This window comes from Candidatus Palauibacter sp., from assembly GCF_965216145.1.
Taxonomy (GTDB): domain Bacteria; phylum Gemmatimonadota; class Gemmatimonadetes; order Palauibacterales; family Palauibacteraceae; genus Palauibacter.
In genome coordinates, this window is sequence record NZ_OZ244149.1 from 1924819 (window position 1) to 1943212 (window position 18394).

The following is an 18394-nucleotide window of genomic DNA, read 5'->3' on the forward strand; positions in this document are numbered from 1 at the left end:
CTCAACCCGGGGCGACCTCGCGTTGATCCTCCGTTGAAACCCGGCCTTAGAATGGCGGCGAGGGAAACCGGCACCGACGGATTTCGACCCAGGAGGGTGGCGCATGACCGGTGGATGCGGACTCCATCCGCTCGCGAGGGACCACTACATCCCGCTTCGCAGGCAACTCGCCGCGGATCTCGAGGCCGGGATCCGGGATGGGCAGGTCAGGCCCGGAGCCCATCTCCCATCGTCACGGGATCTGGCGCGCCTTCTTGGCGTGGATCGCGGTACGGTCGGGGCGGCCCTGGCGCGGCTGCGTCGGCGGAATCTCATCGAGTTGCACAGCGGGCAGCGTCCCCGTGCCGCGATCGGGCTGTTTCGCGACTGGCCGGAGGCGGGTGGGAGGAGTGCGGCCCGGCACTTCAGCGCAGCGACGACCCGCCCGACGGCCCGTCAGGCAACGCTTGCGCTGCTCCGCGGCGCGCACGCGGGGGGGGTCTCGCGTTGGGAGCTCCTGCGGGAACTGGAACGAATCGTGCGAGGTGCGGGCGATGCGGATGCGCGCCGCGTCACCCTCTGGGAACCACGGGCAGGTCTCAGAGCCCTGCTCGCCACGGAGTTGGAGGCAACGTGCCGGGTCCATGTCCACGCGACCGGTTCGACGCGCCTCGTGCGTGCGGGCGTTCCAGTGATCGTTCGGCGCGAACTCCTCCCGCGGATCCGCCGGGCGCACCGCGTCGAGTGCCTGCCGCTCGCGCTGGCCGGCGGAACATGCGAACGTGAGTTCGTGCGGCGTCGTCTGCGGCGGGGGCTGGTCGTCCTCCTCTCCCGGAGCGAGACCGTGCGCGTCTTTGGGGCCGAACTTGCCGCGCGCGACTTCGCCCGCGGAATCAGCTTCACGGCCCTGGACCCCGCCCGCGACCGTCAGGCTGCCGAGCGCGCCCTGTCTGCGGCGGCGGTCGTCTTCCACGATCGTCTGGCGCTCCCGTACGTGAGGCCGGTCTCCGTCCCCGCGATGCCCATCAGACTCGTTCCGCCCCGGGAGTTGGAGCGGCTGGACCGCTATCTCTCGAGAGCCGAAGCCGAACCGCGGAGGCCATAGCCGTTGTCGTCTTTCACGCGTAAATTCAGAACAGAAGGATCCCACCGTGCCACGGAGGTCCGGGCATCATGAAGAAGAGGCAAGTTTGGTTGATCATCCTGGCCCTGCTGGTCATCGACGGCCTCACCGGACTCCCCGGCTTCCCGGCCATATTCACGAGGACGCGTACGCACTATGCGGAGGACTATGCCGAAGGCCATGCCCGCGTGACGATGACTATCTGCCGCGGCGTTCCGTTCATATGGAAATCCTGTGAAGTTCGCGTAAGGATGTCATCCGCGGCAGCAGACTCTGGGTTGAAAGAGTGAGCGACCGGGGCCTTAACCGAGACTCTCACCGCAACCTGGACCGCACCCCGGACCGCGACGTGGTCGGCGATTTCGACCGCGGCGTCATTCTGAGGGCGCATCGCTTCCGGGCCGAGATCGCCGGGTACCGGCTCGTGCGCGGCCACTACATGGGCCGGGAGGACGACCGGGCCGACCGCTGGTACGTCGTGTCTGCCTCGGAGAAGAACCCCGAGCGAACCGGTCCCGGCTTCAGAACCTCCGCTGCCGCCGCCAGGGAAGCCGAACGGCGGGCGGCCGCCGAGACGGTGGAGACGGACAACACGCCGTAACAAACCGCCCAGGCTTAACCGAAACCTTGAAGGCCGGAAGCCGCGCGCATATTATCGACGGCCCGTGTCGCTCCCCCGGGAACCCTGGTGCCGGACCCGAGAGCGATACGCACGTTGGCCCGTGGTGGAATTGGCAACACGTCTGGCTCTGGACCAGAAGATTCCAGGTTCGAGTCCTGGCGGGCCAATCAACAGGACGACGCAGGACGCGGAGGGGTGGCCGAGTGGCTTAAGGCGGCGCCCTGCTAAGGCGTTGACTCGAGAGAGTCTCGTGGGTTCGAATCCCACCCCCTCCGCCTGGGACGTAGGGAGAAGTGTGGGGCGGTACTCCGCTTGGGGCGCGACTCGAGAGAGTCTCGTGGGTTCGAACCGAGCGAACGAAGTGAGCGAGCTCGGCGAGCCTGCGAAGCAGGTGAGCCCATCCCACCCCCTCCGCCTGCTCTCAATACCTCCGGCGCATCCGGAGGCCTTCGGACGGGTGGCCGAGAGGACTAAGGCGCACGCCTGGAGAGCGTGTGGGCAGCAACCCTGCCTCGTGGGTTCGAATCCCACCCCGTCCGTTCCGACAGCACCGCTGCGACCACGTGCCTCGTGGGTTCGAACCGAGCGAACGAAGTGAGCGAGCTCGGCGAACCTGCGGAGCAGGTGAGCCCATCCCACCCCGTCCGTTCACGTGTTTTGGTGGCCTCCTTCGGCTTGATCCGCCTCGCGGCCCAGCAGGAGTTTCTCCGAGAACTCCATGCGCTCCTCGATGGACTCGAACCGGGTCATGACGTCACCGAGCAGGCCGGACATCTGCACCTTGACGAGTTCCAGCATCTCCTCCCGCTTGTGGGAGAGGCGTGAGAAGGTACGGCCGACAAAGGTCCCCGAGAGGAAGAACGCGCTCCCGAAGAGCACCGCGATCAGGATTTCTACGTCGTCCAAATGACCCTCCGGGATGGTCGGCGCCCATCCACTTCGCACCGAAGTGGCGGAAACCTCACCGATCCTACGCGATAAATAGCCCATGGTGTCAAGGCCGGGAGCGTCCCTCCCCCAAAAAGTTTGACATGGGGAGCCTTCGCGGAACACCTTCACCGGCCGCGCGTACCGTGCAGATTGGCGGTGCGCGACATCCGGAGAGGTGGCAGAACGGCAATGCACCGGTCTCGAAAACCGGCGCCCTCACGGGCTTGGGGGTTCGAATCCCCCCCTCTCCGTTAAGTAAATCTCGTAATCTGCTATCGTTCAACGCGATAGGAGTAACGAGGCTGGGACGTCACCACTTCTGATATGACGACAAGCGTCTGATCCTCCGAGCCGGAAGCCGCGAAATGGGGGTGGAAGCCGCGAGACAGGGGACAGGGGGCCGAACATCATGGAAGTTTCTCTCGCCGTGCTTGCCGACTACGTCGTCGTCTCGCACGACCAGAAGCTGAGCATCCTCGGAATCTTCAATAACATCAACGGACGCCAAGCTCCTGGAACGTTTCCCAACTGCTTCGTCGTCATCGTAATGGAGCTTGCGGCTGTTGAAGCAAACCGGGAGCACGAGGTCGAGATTCGGTGCATGGATGCCGATGGAGCGCCGGTGTTCGATACGACCGGGAAGTTTGTCGCGTCGAACGTGACCACCGGGAACGCAATACGCGCAAACCATGTAATGCAGCTCGGCCCGCATATCCAATTGCCGAGATTTGGAGACTATTCGATCTCCATCATCATCAACAACGACCTCAAGAAGGAAATCTCGTTCAGCTTCATGCAGGTGCAGCCCCCTGAGCCTCCGCAACTTCCTACGGCTTGATGGGTGATAAGAAACTGCGTAGCAAGCTGGCGCGTACCACCCAGGGCTGCCGCGAGCGCGAGCTCCACCGCCTGTATACGAGCTACGGATTCGAGAAGAAGGAGGGAGGAAGGCATACAATCTTCAAGCATCCGAGCTACCCTCATCTCATAGGGATCGTTGCACGACATCGCCACCTGCACCGGTTTTACGTCACCGACGCCTTGAAGCTGCTGGCCCTGCTGGATACGTTGGAGGGTGAGGAGGGACAATGTTGAAGAAACTAAATTATTACATGACACTACCTTACACGATCGACGTCGTGTACGAGGAATCCGGTAAGGCTCCTCCCTACGTGGCCAGGATTCTGGAATTGTCTGGTTGCATAGCTCAAGGTAGAAGCCATAACGAGGCGGTTCGAGAACTGCGCGAGGCTCAGGCCCTCTTCATCGAAGCCATGCTCGAAAGCCACGTTCCTATCCCGGAACCCGCATACACTTCGGAGGCCACGGTGACGAAGGTCACTTGCGCCTTTTCGATCCCCGAGAGCCACCTCAGCACGTCCCCTCCCGCAACGTCGCGACTGGTTCCTGCCTGAAATCCGGCCTCAATCGGCCATGAGCCCGGCGAGCCCCGCCGCCTTCGCCGGGTCCATGCCGCCCCCGACCATCGACTGAAACGCCCGGGCCCGGGCGGCTAGGTCCGAGGCGCGCATCTCCTTGTGCGTCAGCGTGACGGCGACGTCGAGCTTGGCGCTCAGCTCGAGCTCGACCAGCTTCGAGACCGGCGCGATCGTGGCGAACAGAAACTGCCTCCACGCCTCGCGGAGCGCCGTACCGTCGGACCGCGAGACGACGCCGGCGGAATCCCGCAGGCCGCCGCGACCGTCTGTCCGGCGGAGGTCCGGAGGGCCTCGAGCGTCGCCGGAGGATCCGCGCCGAACCGCTGCGGCCGCCAATCGGACTGAGGCGCCGCGGCCCGGCCTTCGCCCCACGCGTCCGCCGTCGTCTCGACCAGCACGGTGCCGCCCTTCGCCTCCCCGAGCTGCCGGCGGAGCCCCGTGAGGTTCTCGTCTTCGCGGTCCTGGGGGATCGGGAGGAGGAGGCCGACCGGCCCGCCGGCCTCCTGGCCGAGGCGATTCTCGAACTTGGCGGTGAGGTTCGCCGAGGCCCGGGCCCAGCCCATCGGGCCGACGCCCATCCAGGGCCGCGTCGGATCGACCGAGTACCGCGGATGAATGACCGCCGCGTGCGGAAGGAGTTCGAACCGTCAGGTGACTTGGTAGGGGGCTGGATCCTCGGCTCCCGCCGCGGCGAACCCCGCCAGCCGCAGCCGACACGACTCGCACTCTCCGCACGCCGCGCCCGACGCGTCGGGGTCGTAGCAACTCCGCGTGATCCCGTAGTCGATGCCCAACTCGAGTCCACGCCGAATGATCTCCGCCTTGGTCAGGTCGATGAGTGGCGCGTGGATCCGGAACGGGCGGCCTTCCTCAACTCCCGCCCGGGTGCCGAAACGCGCGAGTTTCTCGAACGCGTCAATGAATTCGGGGCGGCAGTCGGGATACCCGCTGTAGTCGACGGCGTTGACCCCGATGAAGATGTCGGAAGACCCGAGAACCTCCGCCCAGGCGAGCGCGAACGACAGGAAGATCGTGTTTCTCGCCGGGACGTATGTCACCGGGATACCCTCGGAAGCGCCGGATGCGCCCGAATCCTTCGGCACCTCCAGGTCCCCGGTGAGCGCGGAGCCGCCGAACGTCCGGAGGTCGATCTCGGTGACCAGGTGCTCGATCACGCCCACCGCTTTGGCCACGCGACAAGCGGCGTCGACCTCGATCTCGTGCCTCTGGCCATACCGAAAGGTCAGCGCGTAGGTCCGGTATCCCTGTTCGCTGGCGATCGCCAGGGTCGTCGCCGAGTCCAGTCCGCCGCTCAGAAGGACCACGGCTTTCCTTCCCATCATCCACCTCTTCAATACGGATTGGACTTCGCGGCTGACCCGGGTGAGCCACTTGTAACGTGTCTTCGCACCACCTGGCAACGCATGGTAACGTAGGGCCGGAAGCGGATTCCGGCCGACGCCGGGCACCCCGAGGAAACGAGAACGTGGGCAAGGCAGGAGACGAGATGAAGGGGCCACCGCCCGGCAGGGAGGACGCTCTGGTCATCGTCGACGTGCAGAACGATTTCCTCCCGGGGGGCGCGCTCGCCATCTTCGAGGGGGACGCCGTGATTCCGCCCCTCAACGAGGCGATTCGCACGTTCGCGGAAGCGGGCCTCCCGGTCTTCGCCGCGCGGGACTGGCACCCCGCGGATCACTGCTCGTTCTTCGAACGTGGCGGGATCTGGCCGCCGCACTGTGTCGCGGGGACCGACGGCGCGGCGTTCGCGAAGGCGCTGAACCTCCCGGTTTCGGCGGCGATCATCTCGAAGGCGATGGGTGCGGACGCGGACGCCTATTCGGGGTTCGCGGGGACGGACCTCGCGCAACGACTGTCGGAGGAGGGCGTTGCACGCGTCTTCGTGGGCGGGCTGGCGACCGACTATTGCGTACTCAACACCGTGCTCGACGCCCGCAAGGAGGGCTTTGACGTGATCGTGCTCGAAGATGCCGTGCGCGCTGTGGAGGTAGAGTCCGGCGATGGGGTCCGCGCGATCGCGCGCATGCGGGACGCGGGGGCGGACTTCGCGCTCACGCGAGCGGCTCTCGGCGGGTGATGGAAGCCGTGGAAGCAGCCGGGGCCGGCCGCATCGAGCCGCGAAGGGATCCGGGCGATAGCGTCCTGCTCACCGACCTCTACCAGTTCACGATGCTGAAGGCGTACTGGGAGCACGGCATGAACGAGATCGCCGTGTTCGATCTGTTCGTCCGCCGGCTCCCTCCGCAGCGCAACTTTCTCCTCGCCGCCGGGCTGGCCCCGGCGCTCGACTATCTGGAGGGGCTGCGCTTCGAGCCCGACGAACTGGAATGGCTCGAGGGACAGCCCGGGTTTCCGGCCGCGTTCGTCCACTGGCTCGCCGATCTGCGCTTTCGGGGGGACGTGGAAGCGATGCCCGAAGGCACCGTCTTCTTCCCCGAGGAGCCCGTGCTGCGGGTGACCGCGCCGCTCCCTCAGGCGCAGCTCGTGGAGACACGGCTGATCTCGCTCATCAACTTCTCGTCGCTGATCGCGTCCAAGGCGGTGCGTTTCGCATCGGCCGCGCCCGGGATGGTCCTGGTGGATTTCGGCCTGCGGCGGTCCCACGGCTCGGAGGCCGGGTTGCTCGCCGCGCGCTCGGCGTACCTCGCGGGCTTTGACGGCACGGCGACCGTCGCCGCCGGGCAGCGCTGGGGGATCCCGACGTACGGCACCATGGCACACTCGTACGTGCAGGCGCACGACAGCGAGGCGGAGGCGTTCCTTCGCTTCGCGCGGGCGCATCCCGACAACGCGGTACTCCTCATCGACACGTACGACACCGAGGCCGGCGCGGCGACCGTCGTCCGCCTCGCCCCGCGGCTCCGAGCGGAAGGCATCGAGATCGCCGGGGTGCGCCTCGACTCCGGCGACCTCGCCGCGCACGCGCACCGGGTGCGCCGGATCCTGGACGAGGGTGGCTGCCCCGAGGTCCGCATCTTCGCGAGCAGTTCCCTCGATGAGTACGACGTTGCCCGGCTGGTCCGGGCCCCGATCGACGGCTTCGGGGTAGGGAGCGCGCTCACCGTGTCCACCGACGCTCCCACGCTCGACAGCGTCTACAAGCTCCAGGAGTACGCGGGCCGCCCGCGCAGCAAGCGTTCCGAGGGGAAGGCGACGTGGCCAGGGCGGAAACAGGTGTTCAGGCGGTACGCCGACGGCCTCGTGTCGGGCGATGTCCTCGCGCTCGAGGAGGAAGATCCGGGCGGGGAGCCGCTTCTGCGGCCGGTCATGCGTGCGGGGAAACGGGTCGCCCCCGATCCGACGCCGGACGAAATCCGCGAACGCGTCCGGTCCTCCTGCGCGTCGCTCCCGGAGGAGCTTCGCTCACTCGAGCCGGCCGGAACCGCGTATCGGGTCGAGCCCTCGGCCGGCGTCCGGGCCCTGGCCGGAGAGGCGGACCTCCTGTTCGGCGCGGGCGACCCGCCTTGAAACCTCTGCACCGTTTCCTCGACCGCCGCGGGCTGTCGACCATGTGGCGGCGTCTCGCGCTGGGGCTCTTTCTGCTCGGCTGCGGCGGAACGGCTGCGGAGCTGCTCCTGCTCGAGCACTTCGAGGATCCGTGGCAGTGGACGCCGATCGTCCTCCTGGGGCTGGGTATCGTGGCGGGCGCCCTGCTCGCGCTCCGTGCCACGCGGAGGCGGCTTCGCGTGTTTCAGCTCCTGATGGGGTTGTACCTGTGCGCGGGCGGCCTCGGCGTGTACCTCCATCTGAAGTCGAACATGGAGTTCGAGATGGAGATGAACCCGGCCGTGGGCGGCTTCGACCTGATCATGAAGGTGTTCATGGGCGCCATGCCGGCGCTGGCGCCCGGGCAGATGATGCAGATGGGTCTGCTCGGCCTTCTCGTCGCCCTGGGCCACCCGGCCCTCGCACGCCCGGAATCATTGGACAAAGGGGAATAGAAATGGAATCCAGGGCTCACTTCGGTATCGCGGGCGCCATGCTCGTCGCCTCGTTCGTGGCCGTGGCCCCCGCGCACGCACAGGTGGGGGAGAATCTCGGCCTCGTGAACCCGAATCTCGCGACCGAGCAGCAGCTTGCCGGCGTGCCCGGGCTCGACGCGGACGCGGTCGCCGCGATCATGGAAGCGCGTCCCTTCCTGCGGATGGCCGACCTGCACACCGTGGTGGCCGAGCACGTCCCGGCGGAGGGGCATGAGTCCGGCTATCGCGCCATGTTCGTCCCCATCGACCTCAACGATGTGACGGACGAGGAGATCCTGCTCATCCCGGGCGTCGGAAACCGCATGCTGCACGAGTTCGAGGAATACCGCCCGTACGTCGCCCTCCCCCAGTTCCACCGCGAGATCGGGAAGTATGTGGACGATGACGAACTCGCGCGGCTCGCCCAGTACGTCTACGTCCGGATCGACCTCAACACGGCGACCGAGGAGGCGATCCTCGGCATCCCGGGCGTCGGAGCGCGAATGCAGCACGAATTCGAGGAGTATCGCCCCTATACGTCGATGGCGCAGTTCCGGCGCGAAATCGGCAAATACGTGGACGAAGACGAGGTGGAGCGCCTCGCCCGCTACGTCGAGATCCGCTGACGGATCTCCGCGCCCGAAGGGCTCCCATCCCCATGTCCGGGGGGACCTTGAACCGCCCGCCGGTGTTCCAACTTGAACGCGCGACGCTTCGGCGCTAGGATACATACGCATCGATCTCTGAAGTAGTCGTCCGGCAGAGGTGATGCGGGGGTCCCCCAACCGGCATGTACCGGGGTGGAGGGGTGGAAGCGCGCGACTGGCCGTTGTCGCGGTCGGCGCGCCATGGGGAAGCGGAAAACGGGCATGGCGGGTTCGGAGACTGGCCCCTCGCGGGGTCTGTTGACGGCGGGACATACCATTCTCTCCGCGGATGCGGCCTACGCAGCCGGAGGCACGCGCAGGAGGGGTGTGTCCCTCGGACTCGCGCTTCGCGGCTTTCCCCGATTTGTCGCGACTTCCTTGGCGTTCGCGGCCCTCGTCGGAGCTTCCCCCACCCCAGTCACGGCACAGGAAGCGCCCCAACGCCCGGACCTGAACGGCCCTGGCTTCGAGGCTGTCTCCGCGTTCCTTCTCCCCGAGGTTGACTTTGAGACGGGCGGCTCCTCGCCGACCGATGTCCCCGAGCGGAAGCTCTCCGCGCGGCCGAGCCCGCCCGCAACTGGAAAACCGCGCGTCGGTGCCTACGGCACGAGCAGCTGGGAGGACTCCGTCCGAGTGGGGGCGTCCGCGAGGGTCGACACGGACAGCATCAAGGATGCGGATGGGCTCGAGCACGTGGAGTGGGAGTACCAGTGGATACGCGTGCTCGATGGGGGCGGGCAGGTGGAGATCGCCGAGGCGATCCGCTCCTGGTACTACGTGGGCGAGAGCGACCTCGGCCATCGCGTAAAGGTGCGCGTCACCTTCCAGGACGATGAGGGCAACCGCGAACGGCTGGAGAGCGATCTGTCGGCCATAGTGGGTCCGATGGCGCCCGGAGAGTATGCCTACGTCTCGCTGGAAGCCGACAGGGACACGGCGGAGGTGGGCGAGTGGGTGACGTTCACGATCCGGCGGCGGGGCGAGATGCAGAAGCAGATCCGGGGCGACATCAACGTCCAGGGCATCAGGTCGAACTTTACGGACTGGAATCTATACGCGTTCGTCTTCAGGAGCCCCCAACAACTCACCCGCCAGTGGAGACTCCAGGTCGAAGCCGAACCCGGCGGCGCCCATACGCCCGGCCGGACGATCACGGCCCTGCTCCGAGGTGTGTTCGAAGACCACGCGGTGGCCGACACGTCGGCGGTGAGGGTCGTCGTAGTGCCGGCGGGTAGCCGGAACCGAGGCGACGTGGGGCCGCCCGACGTGGAGAGCGCCACGGTCGACGGCTCGGAGCTCACTATCAGGTACAACGAGGCGCTGGACCAAGCGTCGGAGCCCGGGACGAGCGCCTATAGCGTCCGCATCAACAGCGGGAGCGGGACCAACCCGACCAGCTTCGATCTGAGCGGCCGGACGGTGACGCTCACGCTCGGCACTCCCGCCGTGTATGGCGACAATGTAACCGTGAGCTACACGGCGCCCTCCACCGGTGCGATCCGGGACGAGGCGGAGAACAGGGCGGTGGATCTGACGGACCACCCGGTGACGAACAACACGGCCGCGCCCAACGCCGTCATCGATGCCCCCGCAACCCTCAGCCTGGCGGAAGGCGTCGGCACGTACAGCTACAGCGTCTCGCTCTCCCGGGCCCTGAGCCAGAACGTGACGGTGAACGTCTCCGCCCAGGCCGGGACGGCGACGGCCGGGGACTTCCAGGTTGCGACGGGAACTCTGACGATCCCTGTCGGCCAGACAACGTCCGGCACGCACACGATCACGATCACGGACGACGACATCGGCGAGGGGAACGAGACCTTCAGCCTTGTCCTGAGCAGCGCGTCTTCGCACGCGACCATCGGGAACGACGAGACGGTCGTGACGATCGTCGATGACGATACGCGCGGCCTCTTTCCCAGCCCCCGATCGGTCACGGTCTCGGAGGGCGGGACGGAGACGTACACGCTGGTGCTGGAGTCGGAGCCGACGGCGCCGGTGACGGTGACGGCGGTGCGTACCGGGGACTCGGACATCACGGTGACGGGCGGCGCGTCGCTCACATTCACGACGAGCGACTGGTTCCAGCCGCAGACGGTGACGCTGAGCGCGGCGGCAGACGCGGACAGCGCCAACGGAACGGCGACGATCACGCACACGACATCTGGCGGGGACTACGGCGCCAACAGCGTCAGCGCGACCGTGACGGCGACGGAAGGTGATACGAGCGACGACGGGAATAACGGGAACTTGGTCACGACGGCGGTGACCCTAAGTCTCAGCCAGACGGAAATAGGTGAGGGTGACGGCCAGAGGACCATCACGGTGACGGGTGAGTTCAATGGCGACGCGATGGGGTCGCCGAAGACGGTGACGGTCAGCGTCGGTGTGTCCGGCGATGGAGCGACGGCCGACGACTACACGGCATCGGGCGGCTTCACGTTCCAGATCGCGGGCGATCAGACGAGCGGGAGCGGGACGTTCACGATCACGCCGACCGACGACGACATCGCTGAAGGAAACGAGTCGGTGACGGTGTCCGGGTCGGTGACGGGACTCACGGTCTCCCCGGCCACGCTCACGATCGTCGACGACGACACGCGTGGCCTTTTCCCCAGCCCCAGGACCGTGGCGGTGCCGGAGGGCGGGACGGAGACGTACACGCTGGTGCTGGAGTCGAAGCCGACGGCGCCGGTGACGGTGACGGCGGTGCGTACCGGGGACTCGGACATCACGGTGACGGGCGGTGCGTCGCTCACATTCACGACGAGCGACTGGTTCCAGCCGCAGACGGTGACGCTGAGCGCGGCGGCAGACGCGGACAGCGCCAACGGAACGGCGACGATCACGCACACGACATCTGGCGGGGACTACGGCGCCAACAGCGTCAGCGCGACCGTGACGGCGACGGAAGGTGATACGAGCGACGACGGGAATAACGGGAACTTGGTCACGACGGCGGTGACCCTAAGTCTCAGCCAGACGGAAATAGGTGAGGGTGACGGCCAGAGGACCATCACGGTGACGGGTGAGTTCAATGGCGACGCGATGGGGTCGCCGAAGACGGTGACGGTCAGCGTCGGTGTGTCCGGCGATGGAGCGACGGCCGACGACTACACGGCATCGGGCGGCTTCACGTTCCAGATCGCGGGCGATCAGACGAGCGGGAGCGGGACGTTCACGATCACGCCGACCGACGACGACATCGCTGAAGGAAACGAGTCGGTGACGGTGTCCGGGTCGGTGACGGGACTCACGGTCTCCCCGGCCACGCTCACGATCGTCGACGACGACACGCGTGGCCTTTTCCCCAGCCCCAGGACCGTGGCGGTGCCGGAGGACGGGACGGAGACGTACACGCTGGTGCTCGAGTCGAAGCCGACGGCGCCGGTGACGGTGACGGCGGTGCGTACCGGGGACTCGGACATCACGGTGACGGGCGGTGCGTCGCTCACATTCACGACGAGCGACTGGTTCCAGCCGCAGACGGTGACCCTTCGTGCCGCGGATGACGCGGACGCGACGGACGGAACAGCGACGGTCACCCACTCGACATCGGGCGGCGATTACGGGGCGAACAACGTCACCGCGATCGTCACGGCAACGGAGCAGGACGACGACGAGGGCGGCGGAGGCGGAGGCGGCGGCGGCGGAGGCGGGACGCCTTCGACGAAGGTGACGCTGAGCCTGAGTCCGGACGAGGTGGGAGAAAGTGACGGCCGGACGACGGTCACGGTGACGGGCCGTCTCGATGGGGAGGCTCTGGAGTCGCCGACGACGGTGACAGTGAGCGTGGGGTCGTCCGGCGATGGCGCGACGGCCGGGACGGACTACGGGACTTCGGGCGGGTTCAGGTTCGAAATCTCGGCGGGGGCAACGACCGCGAGTGGGACATTCGCGATCACACCGACGCACGATGACTTCGACGAGGGGAACGAGTCGGTGACGGTGTCGGGCTCGGTGACGGGGCTGTCGGTGGACGCGGCCACCCTGACGATCGTCGACGACGACACGCGCGGCCTCTTTGCGAGCCGGAGCCGGGTGGAGGTCCCCGAGGGCGAGACGGCGACGTACACGCTGGTGCTGGAGTCGGAGCCGACGGCCACGGTGACGGTGACAGCGTCGCGGACCGGTGATGAGGACATCACGGTGACGGGGGGCGCGACGCTGACGTTCACCGCCAACGACTGGTACCTGCCGCAGACGGTGACGCTGAGCGCCGCGGCGGACGCGGACAGCCTCGACGGCACGGCGACGATCACGCACACGGCCGCGGGCGGCGACTACGACGGCGTCACCACGAGCGTCGCGGCGGTAGAGCAGGACGGGATGGGCGGGTCGACGAAGGTGACGCTGAGCCTGAACCCCGCTCAGGTGGGCGAATCGGACGGCCGGACGACGGTCACGGTGACGGGCCGTCTCGACGGTGAGGCTTTGTCGTCGCCGACGACGGTGACGGTGAGCGTGGGCGCGAGCGGGGATGGCGCGACGGCGGGGACCGACTACGGGACGGTGGCCGGGTTCACGTTCCAGATCGAGGCGGGAGGGACGAGCGGGAGCGGGACGTTCGAAATCACGCCGACGGACGATGACTTCGACGAGGGGAACGAGTCGGTGACGGTGTCGGGTTCGGTGACGGGGCTGTCGGTGGACGCGGCCACGCTCACGATCGTCGACGACGACAGGCGAGGGCTCTTCCCCAGTCCCCGGACGGTAACGGTGCCGGAGGGTGTGACGGCGGCGTACACCCTGATCCTGGAATCGAAGCCGACCGCGACCGTGACAGTGACAGCGGCGCGGACCGGCGACGAGGACATCACGGTGACCGGCGGTGATACGCTGACGTTCACGGCCGACGACTGGTATGTGCCCCAGACCGTGACGCTGAGCGCGGCGCGCGACGAGGACGACGAGAACGGCACGGCGACGATCACACACACAGCCTCCGGCGGCGACTACGACGGCGTAACCGCGACTGTCACGGCGACCGAGAAGGACGACGAGGGGGCTTGGACGCTGGAGTTCCGGTCGGACGGTTCCACGGTGAACTCCGTCGCGGAAGACGCCGGCAGCGTGGAGATCGTCGTGTCGCGCGGTCAGGCCCCGTCCGAGCCGATGGTGGTCACCCTGTCCGGTGAAGGTTCCGCGGAGAGCGGGTCCGACTGGGAGCTCGAGAGCACCACGCTCACGCTCGCCGCCGGGAGCACCGAGACGACGGTGCAGATGACGATCCTCGACGACGCTCGCCTCGAGGATTCGGAGACGGTGACTGTGCGGGCGCAGGTGAACGGGGGCGAGGTCGCCTCCGGAGCGCTGGAGATCCTCGACGACGATCGCGCGACGATCGCGCTCGTCACCGAGACGCCCACTGTCGAGGAAGGCAGTTCGGTGACCGTGTCGGTCGTCGTGGAGCCGACGGGTGCCGGGTGCGTCATCCCCTTCGACATCATGCCGTCGATCGCGGTCGAGGACAGCGGCGGCGCGGTCTCGTCCACGGTTCCGACGACCGTGATGATTCCGGCGTGCGAGGCCAAGGCCACGTTCAGCTTCGACACGGAGGATGATGACGAGGCGACGGGTGACCGTCTCGTAGTGCTCACGGCGGCGGTGAGCGAAGACGATCGGATCTCGGGTGGGACACTGACGGTCCGGGTCACGGACAACGACAACTCCCCGGCCGAAGGGGCCCCCACGATCACCGGCATCCCGCAGGTCGACGAGACGCTCACGGCGCATACGGACGCGATCAGCGACGCGGACGGCCTGACGGAAGTCGCGTGGCGGTATCAGTGGCTCCGCGTCTCGGGCGCCACGGAACCCGAGATCTCGGGCGCCACGGAGCGGACGTACGTGGTCCAGGAGGCGGACGTCGGGAGTCGTCTGAAGGTGCGGGTCGACTTCGAGGACGATGCCGGCAACGCGGAGAGTCTGGCGAGCGCGCCCACCGACGAGGTGAGGGCGAAGCCGGTCACGCCGGTGGTGACGGTCGCGGCGCTTGAGGCCACCGTGACCGAGGGCGAGGCGGCGCGCTTTGCGGTTCGGGTCGCGCCGGCCGCCGAGAGTGCGCTCACGGTCGTCGTGGGTGTGACCGGAACGAACGACGTCCTCGCGGGCACCCCTGGTCCGACCGTGACGATCGAGGCCGGGCAGGACAGCGCGATCCTCATGGTGGCCACCGAGGATGACGACGTCGACGAAGGGATCGTGGCCGGCATGGTCACGGCGGAGGTCCTCGTCGGCGCGGGATACGAGTTGGGGACGCCCGCTTCGGCGACCGTGACGGTGCAGGACGATGATGAGGTGGTGCCGCTCGACCTCAGCGGGTGGCTGGCGCGCGTCGGTCGCACGACGTCGGATCAGGTCGTCGAGACCGTGCGCGGGCGCATGACGCGGGGGCCGGGGGGAACCCGGATGGTGATCGGCGGCTGGGACCTGGAAGGCCTGGGGGCCCACTATTCGATCAAGCCCTCCGACCGCCTGGCCATGTGGTCGCGCGGCGAGCGGCCGCTCGGGCGATGGCCGAACGGCGAGACGACGCTGCGCGATCTGTTCGGCCGCTCGTCGTTCTCCGCGTCCGGCCAGCTGGACGGCGGTGACGGCTACTGGTCCGTGTGGGGCCGCGGCGCGACGACCCGCTTCAGCGGCGGCGTGGGCGACGCCTCGGTCGACGGTGAGCTGAACGGTTTCATGGGCGGCTTCGACCTCGCGCGCGGCCGGTGGCTGGGCGGCGTCGTCGTGTCGCACAACCGCGCCGACGGCACCCTGGGCGAAGCGGGGCCGCGGGGACGCGAGGTGGGAACGATCCTCACGGGCGTGTATCCGTGGGCCCGGTATTCGATCACGGACCAGTTGTCCGCGTGGGCGATGCTGGGATACGCGGGCGGCAGCCTCTCCCTGGACGGCGGATCCGACTCCGATCCGAATGCGAACCTCGCCATGGCCGCTCTCGGCTGGCGCGGCGATGTGATCGGGACGAGCGGCGAGCAGGGCTTCTCGCTGGCGCTGACATCGGATGCGGTGATGTCGCGGACTACCACCGGCGACGAGACGATCGGCGATCACGAGGGCACCGCGAGCCGGGTGCGACTGCTGGTGGAAGGGTCGCACGGCTTCCAGGTCGGCAGCGCAACGCTCGAGCCCCTCGCGGAGGTCGGCGTGCGGGGAGACATGGGTGACGCGGAGACGGGCGCAGGGATGGAGATGGGCGGCGGCCTGAGCGTCACGATTCCGTCGCTGGGCCTGACCCTGCAGGGACGCGCGCGCGGACTCGTGGCGCACGAGGACGGCACCTACAGGGAATGGGGCGGCTCGGCCGTGCTCCGCCTTCAGCCCGACCCCTCGGGGCGCGGCCTCTCGCTACGCGTCGCGCCCGCCTGGGGTTATGCGGACGGCGGTGCGGCCCGGCTCTTCGAGCGCCGCGACATGAGCGGCATCGCCTCGGGCCGTGCCATGGGACTCAACGATCCCGGGCGCATGGAGGCCGAAGTCGGCTACGGAGTGCCGCTCGGCGACCTCATCGCGATGCCCTACGGCGGCCTCATGGGAGAGGCCCGTCGCGTGGGTCTGGCGCTGCGGACAGAGTCGCTCTTCGACCTGAGGTTCGAGGGATTGGACGGCTACGGCCGGCGCGCCCTTCGGGTCGCCGCGGGTCTCGAGGCGGGCGGGCTCACGCTGAGCCTCGAAGGGACGCACGGACCCCGGGGCGGCGAAGCGACGCTGAGCCTGTGGAGCAGGTTCTGGGAGGACTAAGCTCCTAGTTCGGCGAGAACTCGAGCGTCAACGGGGCCGCGGCCGCTCCGTCGGCGGTCACGGAGACACGCCCCGTCACGGTCCCCAGCGTGGGATGCCAGGCTTCGATCTCGTAGTCGCCCGCCGGAAGGGTGGGGAGGGTGAACGCCCCGCTCTCACCCGTGATGTCGAAGAACTCGTGCTCGAGGATGTGGATCGAAGCGGTCATCCAGCCGTGGATGTCGCAGCGCACCGGAATCCCGATTTCGGGCGTCTCGAACGAGCGCGTGCTCTGAATCCCCCGGATGGGCTGCCCGAGGTTGAATCCCGCGTTGGCGGCGGGCACGACCCGGACGTTGTGCAGCGTGGCGTCGCTGTTGCGGATGACGAGAGGCTGGCCCACGCGTACGGCCACCGATCGCGGCGCATACAGGCACGCGGCCTGGTCGAGGAGCGCCTCGGCCTCCGGCGCCGCCCGCGACGCCGGCGCGTTGACGACCCGCACGAGCACATCCGCCAGGCCGCCACCCGAACCGACCCGCACGGGTCGGTCCATCACCGCTTCGTCGTACTGGTCTCGGCAGTAGGCGTCGGCGGACATGTCGATCTCCGCCCCGGCGGGCGGCTCCCCGGCGAAGCGCACCTGGCCCTCGGCCAGCAGGATGCGGCCCGTGATGATCGCGGCCTCCGGCGCCGCGGAGGTGTCGCGTTCACCCACCGTCGAGCCGGCCCCCACGGTGACGATCGCGAGCGAGCACGCCAGGATCCAACCCTTCCGCCAGCTACCAGCCATCGAACAGACCCCCATCGAACCAGTCCCATAGGAGATAGACGAGGAATTGCGTGCTCCTCGCGTCGGAATCGGTCAGCGGGAACCGTACCCCGACATTGAGCATCACGTGTTGCCGCGTGTTCAGCGTCACCTGCATCTGAGGGACCAGGTCCCACTGCGACCGCGAGCCCTCGCCCACATCCGCGCTCCCCAGCACTTCGATCATCGGGGACCACGAGCGGCCGAACTCACCGCTCGTGAACGTGCGTCCGAGGACCGCCCGCCAGAACCCTTCGGTCGTCTCGCCGAGGAACTCCGCCCCCGCCTGCAGATGGAAGAAACCGTCCCCCGGGAGGATCTGTCCCAGCGCCAGAAACGGTTCGAGCCGGAATTCGCCTTCTCCGATGCCCCGCTCTTCGTCGCCGGTCGGGAGCTTGAGTTCGGTCCCGAAGCTGAAGATCGTCGCCAGGTTGTGCACCAGCGCGCGCTTGTAACCGACCTCGATGTCGCCGAGTCCGACGCCCCAATCCGAAGCCGGGCCCGCGTCACGTCCGACCGGAGCGGCGGGGGACTCGGCGAAGCCGAAGGGGAGCGCGACCTCGATCTGGTTCCGGGAGCCGAAGCGCTTCTCGTACAGGAGTTCGTTGATGACCGCACCGGCGCCCTCCGCGTTCACCCCCGTCGTCCACACCCACTCGTCTTCCGGATACGCCTTCTCCGTGAAGAGAGGCCGGGGGAGGTTGAGCTCGCCGCGCGGCCAGGCGCGGTCGGTGCAGAAGGTCCGGATATGGTCCATGACCGCCTGCAACTGGTCGTCGTCGAACGCCTCCTCGAACGCCGGCATGACATCGCTGAAGCCGCGGATCGGACCGCCGGCCTTCGAGACGATGATCCAGTCGGCGTCCGGCTCGCGCGAGGCGAAGCTGCAGTCGGTGAGGTCCGGGAGCGGGTCTTCGAACGCGATCCGGTCGGCGGGGGCACCGCGGCCATCCGACCCGTGACAGCTCGCGCAGCCGGCCTCGTAGAGCGTCATCCCGTCCGGGGCGGCCTGCGGGGCCTGAGACGCCTCCAGCGATTGCGGAACCGGCAGCAGCGCCGACACGATGAAGAGAAGAGCCGCCAGGCCGCGGGTCGGGTTATGCTCGGCTAGGGGCAATCCGCGGCTCCTCATGGC

The 18394-nt window shown here is 67.9% G+C and carries 14 protein-coding genes and 4 tRNA genes; 13 read left to right on the forward strand and 5 right to left on the reverse strand.

Annotated elements, in window-relative coordinates; genetic code table 11:
- The first annotated feature begins 103 nt into the window (after positions 1–103).
- The 6 genes from ACOOHF_RS08415 (at position 104) to ACOOHF_RS08440 (ending at position 2263) form a co-directional block, all read left to right on the forward strand.
- Positions 104–1084 carry a GntR family transcriptional regulator gene (locus ACOOHF_RS08415; RefSeq protein WP_420464168.1) on the forward strand — a complete coding sequence of 327 codons (981 nt, stop codon included), beginning with the start codon at positions 104–106 and terminating at the stop codon, positions 1082–1084.
- 68 nt (positions 1085–1152) lie between these two features.
- Positions 1153–1392, forward strand: a complete 240-nt coding sequence (locus ACOOHF_RS08420; protein ID WP_420464169.1) for a hypothetical protein — start codon at positions 1153–1155, stop codon at positions 1390–1392.
- Positions 1389–1703, forward strand: coding sequence for a hypothetical protein (locus ACOOHF_RS08425; protein WP_420464170.1), 315 nt, complete (start codon positions 1389–1391; stop codon positions 1701–1703). The genes ACOOHF_RS08420 and ACOOHF_RS08425 overlap by 4 nt, the downstream gene beginning before the upstream one ends.
- A gap of 115 nt (positions 1704–1818) precedes the next feature.
- A tRNA-Gln gene (locus ACOOHF_RS08430) sits at positions 1819–1891 on the forward strand.
- A 22-nt stretch (positions 1892–1913) separates the two neighbouring features.
- Positions 1914–1999 (forward strand) — tRNA-Ser (locus ACOOHF_RS08435).
- 176 nt (positions 2000–2175) lie between these two features.
- Positions 2176–2263 (forward strand) — tRNA-Ser (locus ACOOHF_RS08440).
- A gap of 109 nt (positions 2264–2372) precedes the next feature.
- On the opposite strand, the gene ACOOHF_RS08445 is transcribed toward ACOOHF_RS08440, so the two are convergent.
- Positions 2373–2630, reverse strand: a complete 258-nt coding sequence (locus tag ACOOHF_RS08445; protein WP_419934563.1) for a hypothetical protein — start codon at positions 2628–2630, stop codon at positions 2373–2375.
- 193 nt (positions 2631–2823) lie between these two features.
- On the opposite strand from ACOOHF_RS08445, the gene ACOOHF_RS08450 reads away from it, so the two are divergent.
- Together ACOOHF_RS08450 and ACOOHF_RS08455 are read left to right on the forward strand one after the other, a co-directional pair.
- Positions 2824–2905: transfer RNA gene (locus ACOOHF_RS08450), tRNA-Ser, on the forward strand.
- Between the two features lie 158 nt (positions 2906–3063).
- Positions 3064–3492 carry a DUF6941 family protein gene (locus tag ACOOHF_RS08455; protein WP_420464171.1) on the forward strand — a complete coding sequence of 143 codons (429 nt, stop codon included), beginning with the start codon at positions 3064–3066 and terminating at the stop codon, positions 3490–3492.
- 586 nt (positions 3493–4078) lie between these two features.
- On the opposite strand, the gene ACOOHF_RS08460 is transcribed toward ACOOHF_RS08455, so the two are convergent.
- The gene (locus ACOOHF_RS08460; protein ID WP_420464172.1) at positions 4079–4429 is read right to left on the reverse strand and encodes a hypothetical protein; all 351 of its coding nucleotides are present in this window, start codon (positions 4427–4429) and stop codon (positions 4079–4081) included.
- Positions 4430–4740: 311 nt separating this feature from the next.
- Positions 4741–5448 (reverse strand): 7-cyano-7-deazaguanine synthase QueC, encoded by a 708-nt coding sequence (gene queC, locus ACOOHF_RS08465; protein WP_420464173.1) that lies wholly within the window; start codon positions 5446–5448, stop codon positions 4741–4743.
- 152 nt (positions 5449–5600) lie between these two features.
- Here queC and ACOOHF_RS08470 point away from each other — a divergent pair, with 152 nt between their 5' ends.
- The 5 genes from ACOOHF_RS08470 (at position 5601) to ACOOHF_RS08490 (ending at position 16469) form a co-directional block, all read left to right on the forward strand.
- Positions 5601–6191, forward strand: a complete 591-nt coding sequence (locus ACOOHF_RS08470) for an isochorismatase family protein (RefSeq protein ID WP_420464174.1) — start codon at positions 5601–5603, stop codon at positions 6189–6191.
- 8 nt (positions 6192–6199) lie between these two features.
- Complete coding sequence (locus ACOOHF_RS08475) at positions 6200–7582, forward strand: nicotinate phosphoribosyltransferase (protein WP_420464175.1); 1383 nt, start codon at positions 6200–6202, stop codon at positions 7580–7582.
- Positions 7579–8055: a hypothetical protein gene (locus ACOOHF_RS08480; protein ID WP_420464176.1), complete on the forward strand. Its 477-nt coding sequence runs from the start codon at positions 7579–7581 to the stop codon at positions 8053–8055. Before ACOOHF_RS08475 ends, ACOOHF_RS08480 begins: the two co-directional genes overlap by 4 nt.
- A gap of 2 nt (positions 8056–8057) precedes the next feature.
- Complete coding sequence (locus ACOOHF_RS08485; protein WP_420464177.1) at positions 8058–8702, forward strand: hypothetical protein; 645 nt, start codon at positions 8058–8060, stop codon at positions 8700–8702.
- Between the two features lie 654 nt (positions 8703–9356).
- Positions 9357–16469: a Calx-beta domain-containing protein gene (locus tag ACOOHF_RS08490; RefSeq protein WP_420464178.1), complete on the forward strand. Its 7113-nt coding sequence runs from the start codon at positions 9357–9359 to the stop codon at positions 16467–16469.
- 4 nt (positions 16470–16473) lie between these two features.
- Here the strand turns inward: ACOOHF_RS08490 and ACOOHF_RS08495 are convergent, their stop codons facing one another.
- On the reverse strand, positions 16474–17241 hold the full coding sequence (locus ACOOHF_RS08495; protein WP_420464179.1) for a carboxypeptidase regulatory-like domain-containing protein: 768 nt from the start codon (positions 17239–17241) through the stop codon (positions 16474–16476).
- Positions 17231–18376, reverse strand: coding sequence for a c-type cytochrome (locus ACOOHF_RS08500; protein ID WP_420464180.1), 1146 nt, complete (start codon positions 18374–18376; stop codon positions 17231–17233). Before ACOOHF_RS08500 ends, ACOOHF_RS08495 begins: the two co-directional genes overlap by 11 nt.
- Positions 18377–18394: the final 18 nt, after the last annotated feature.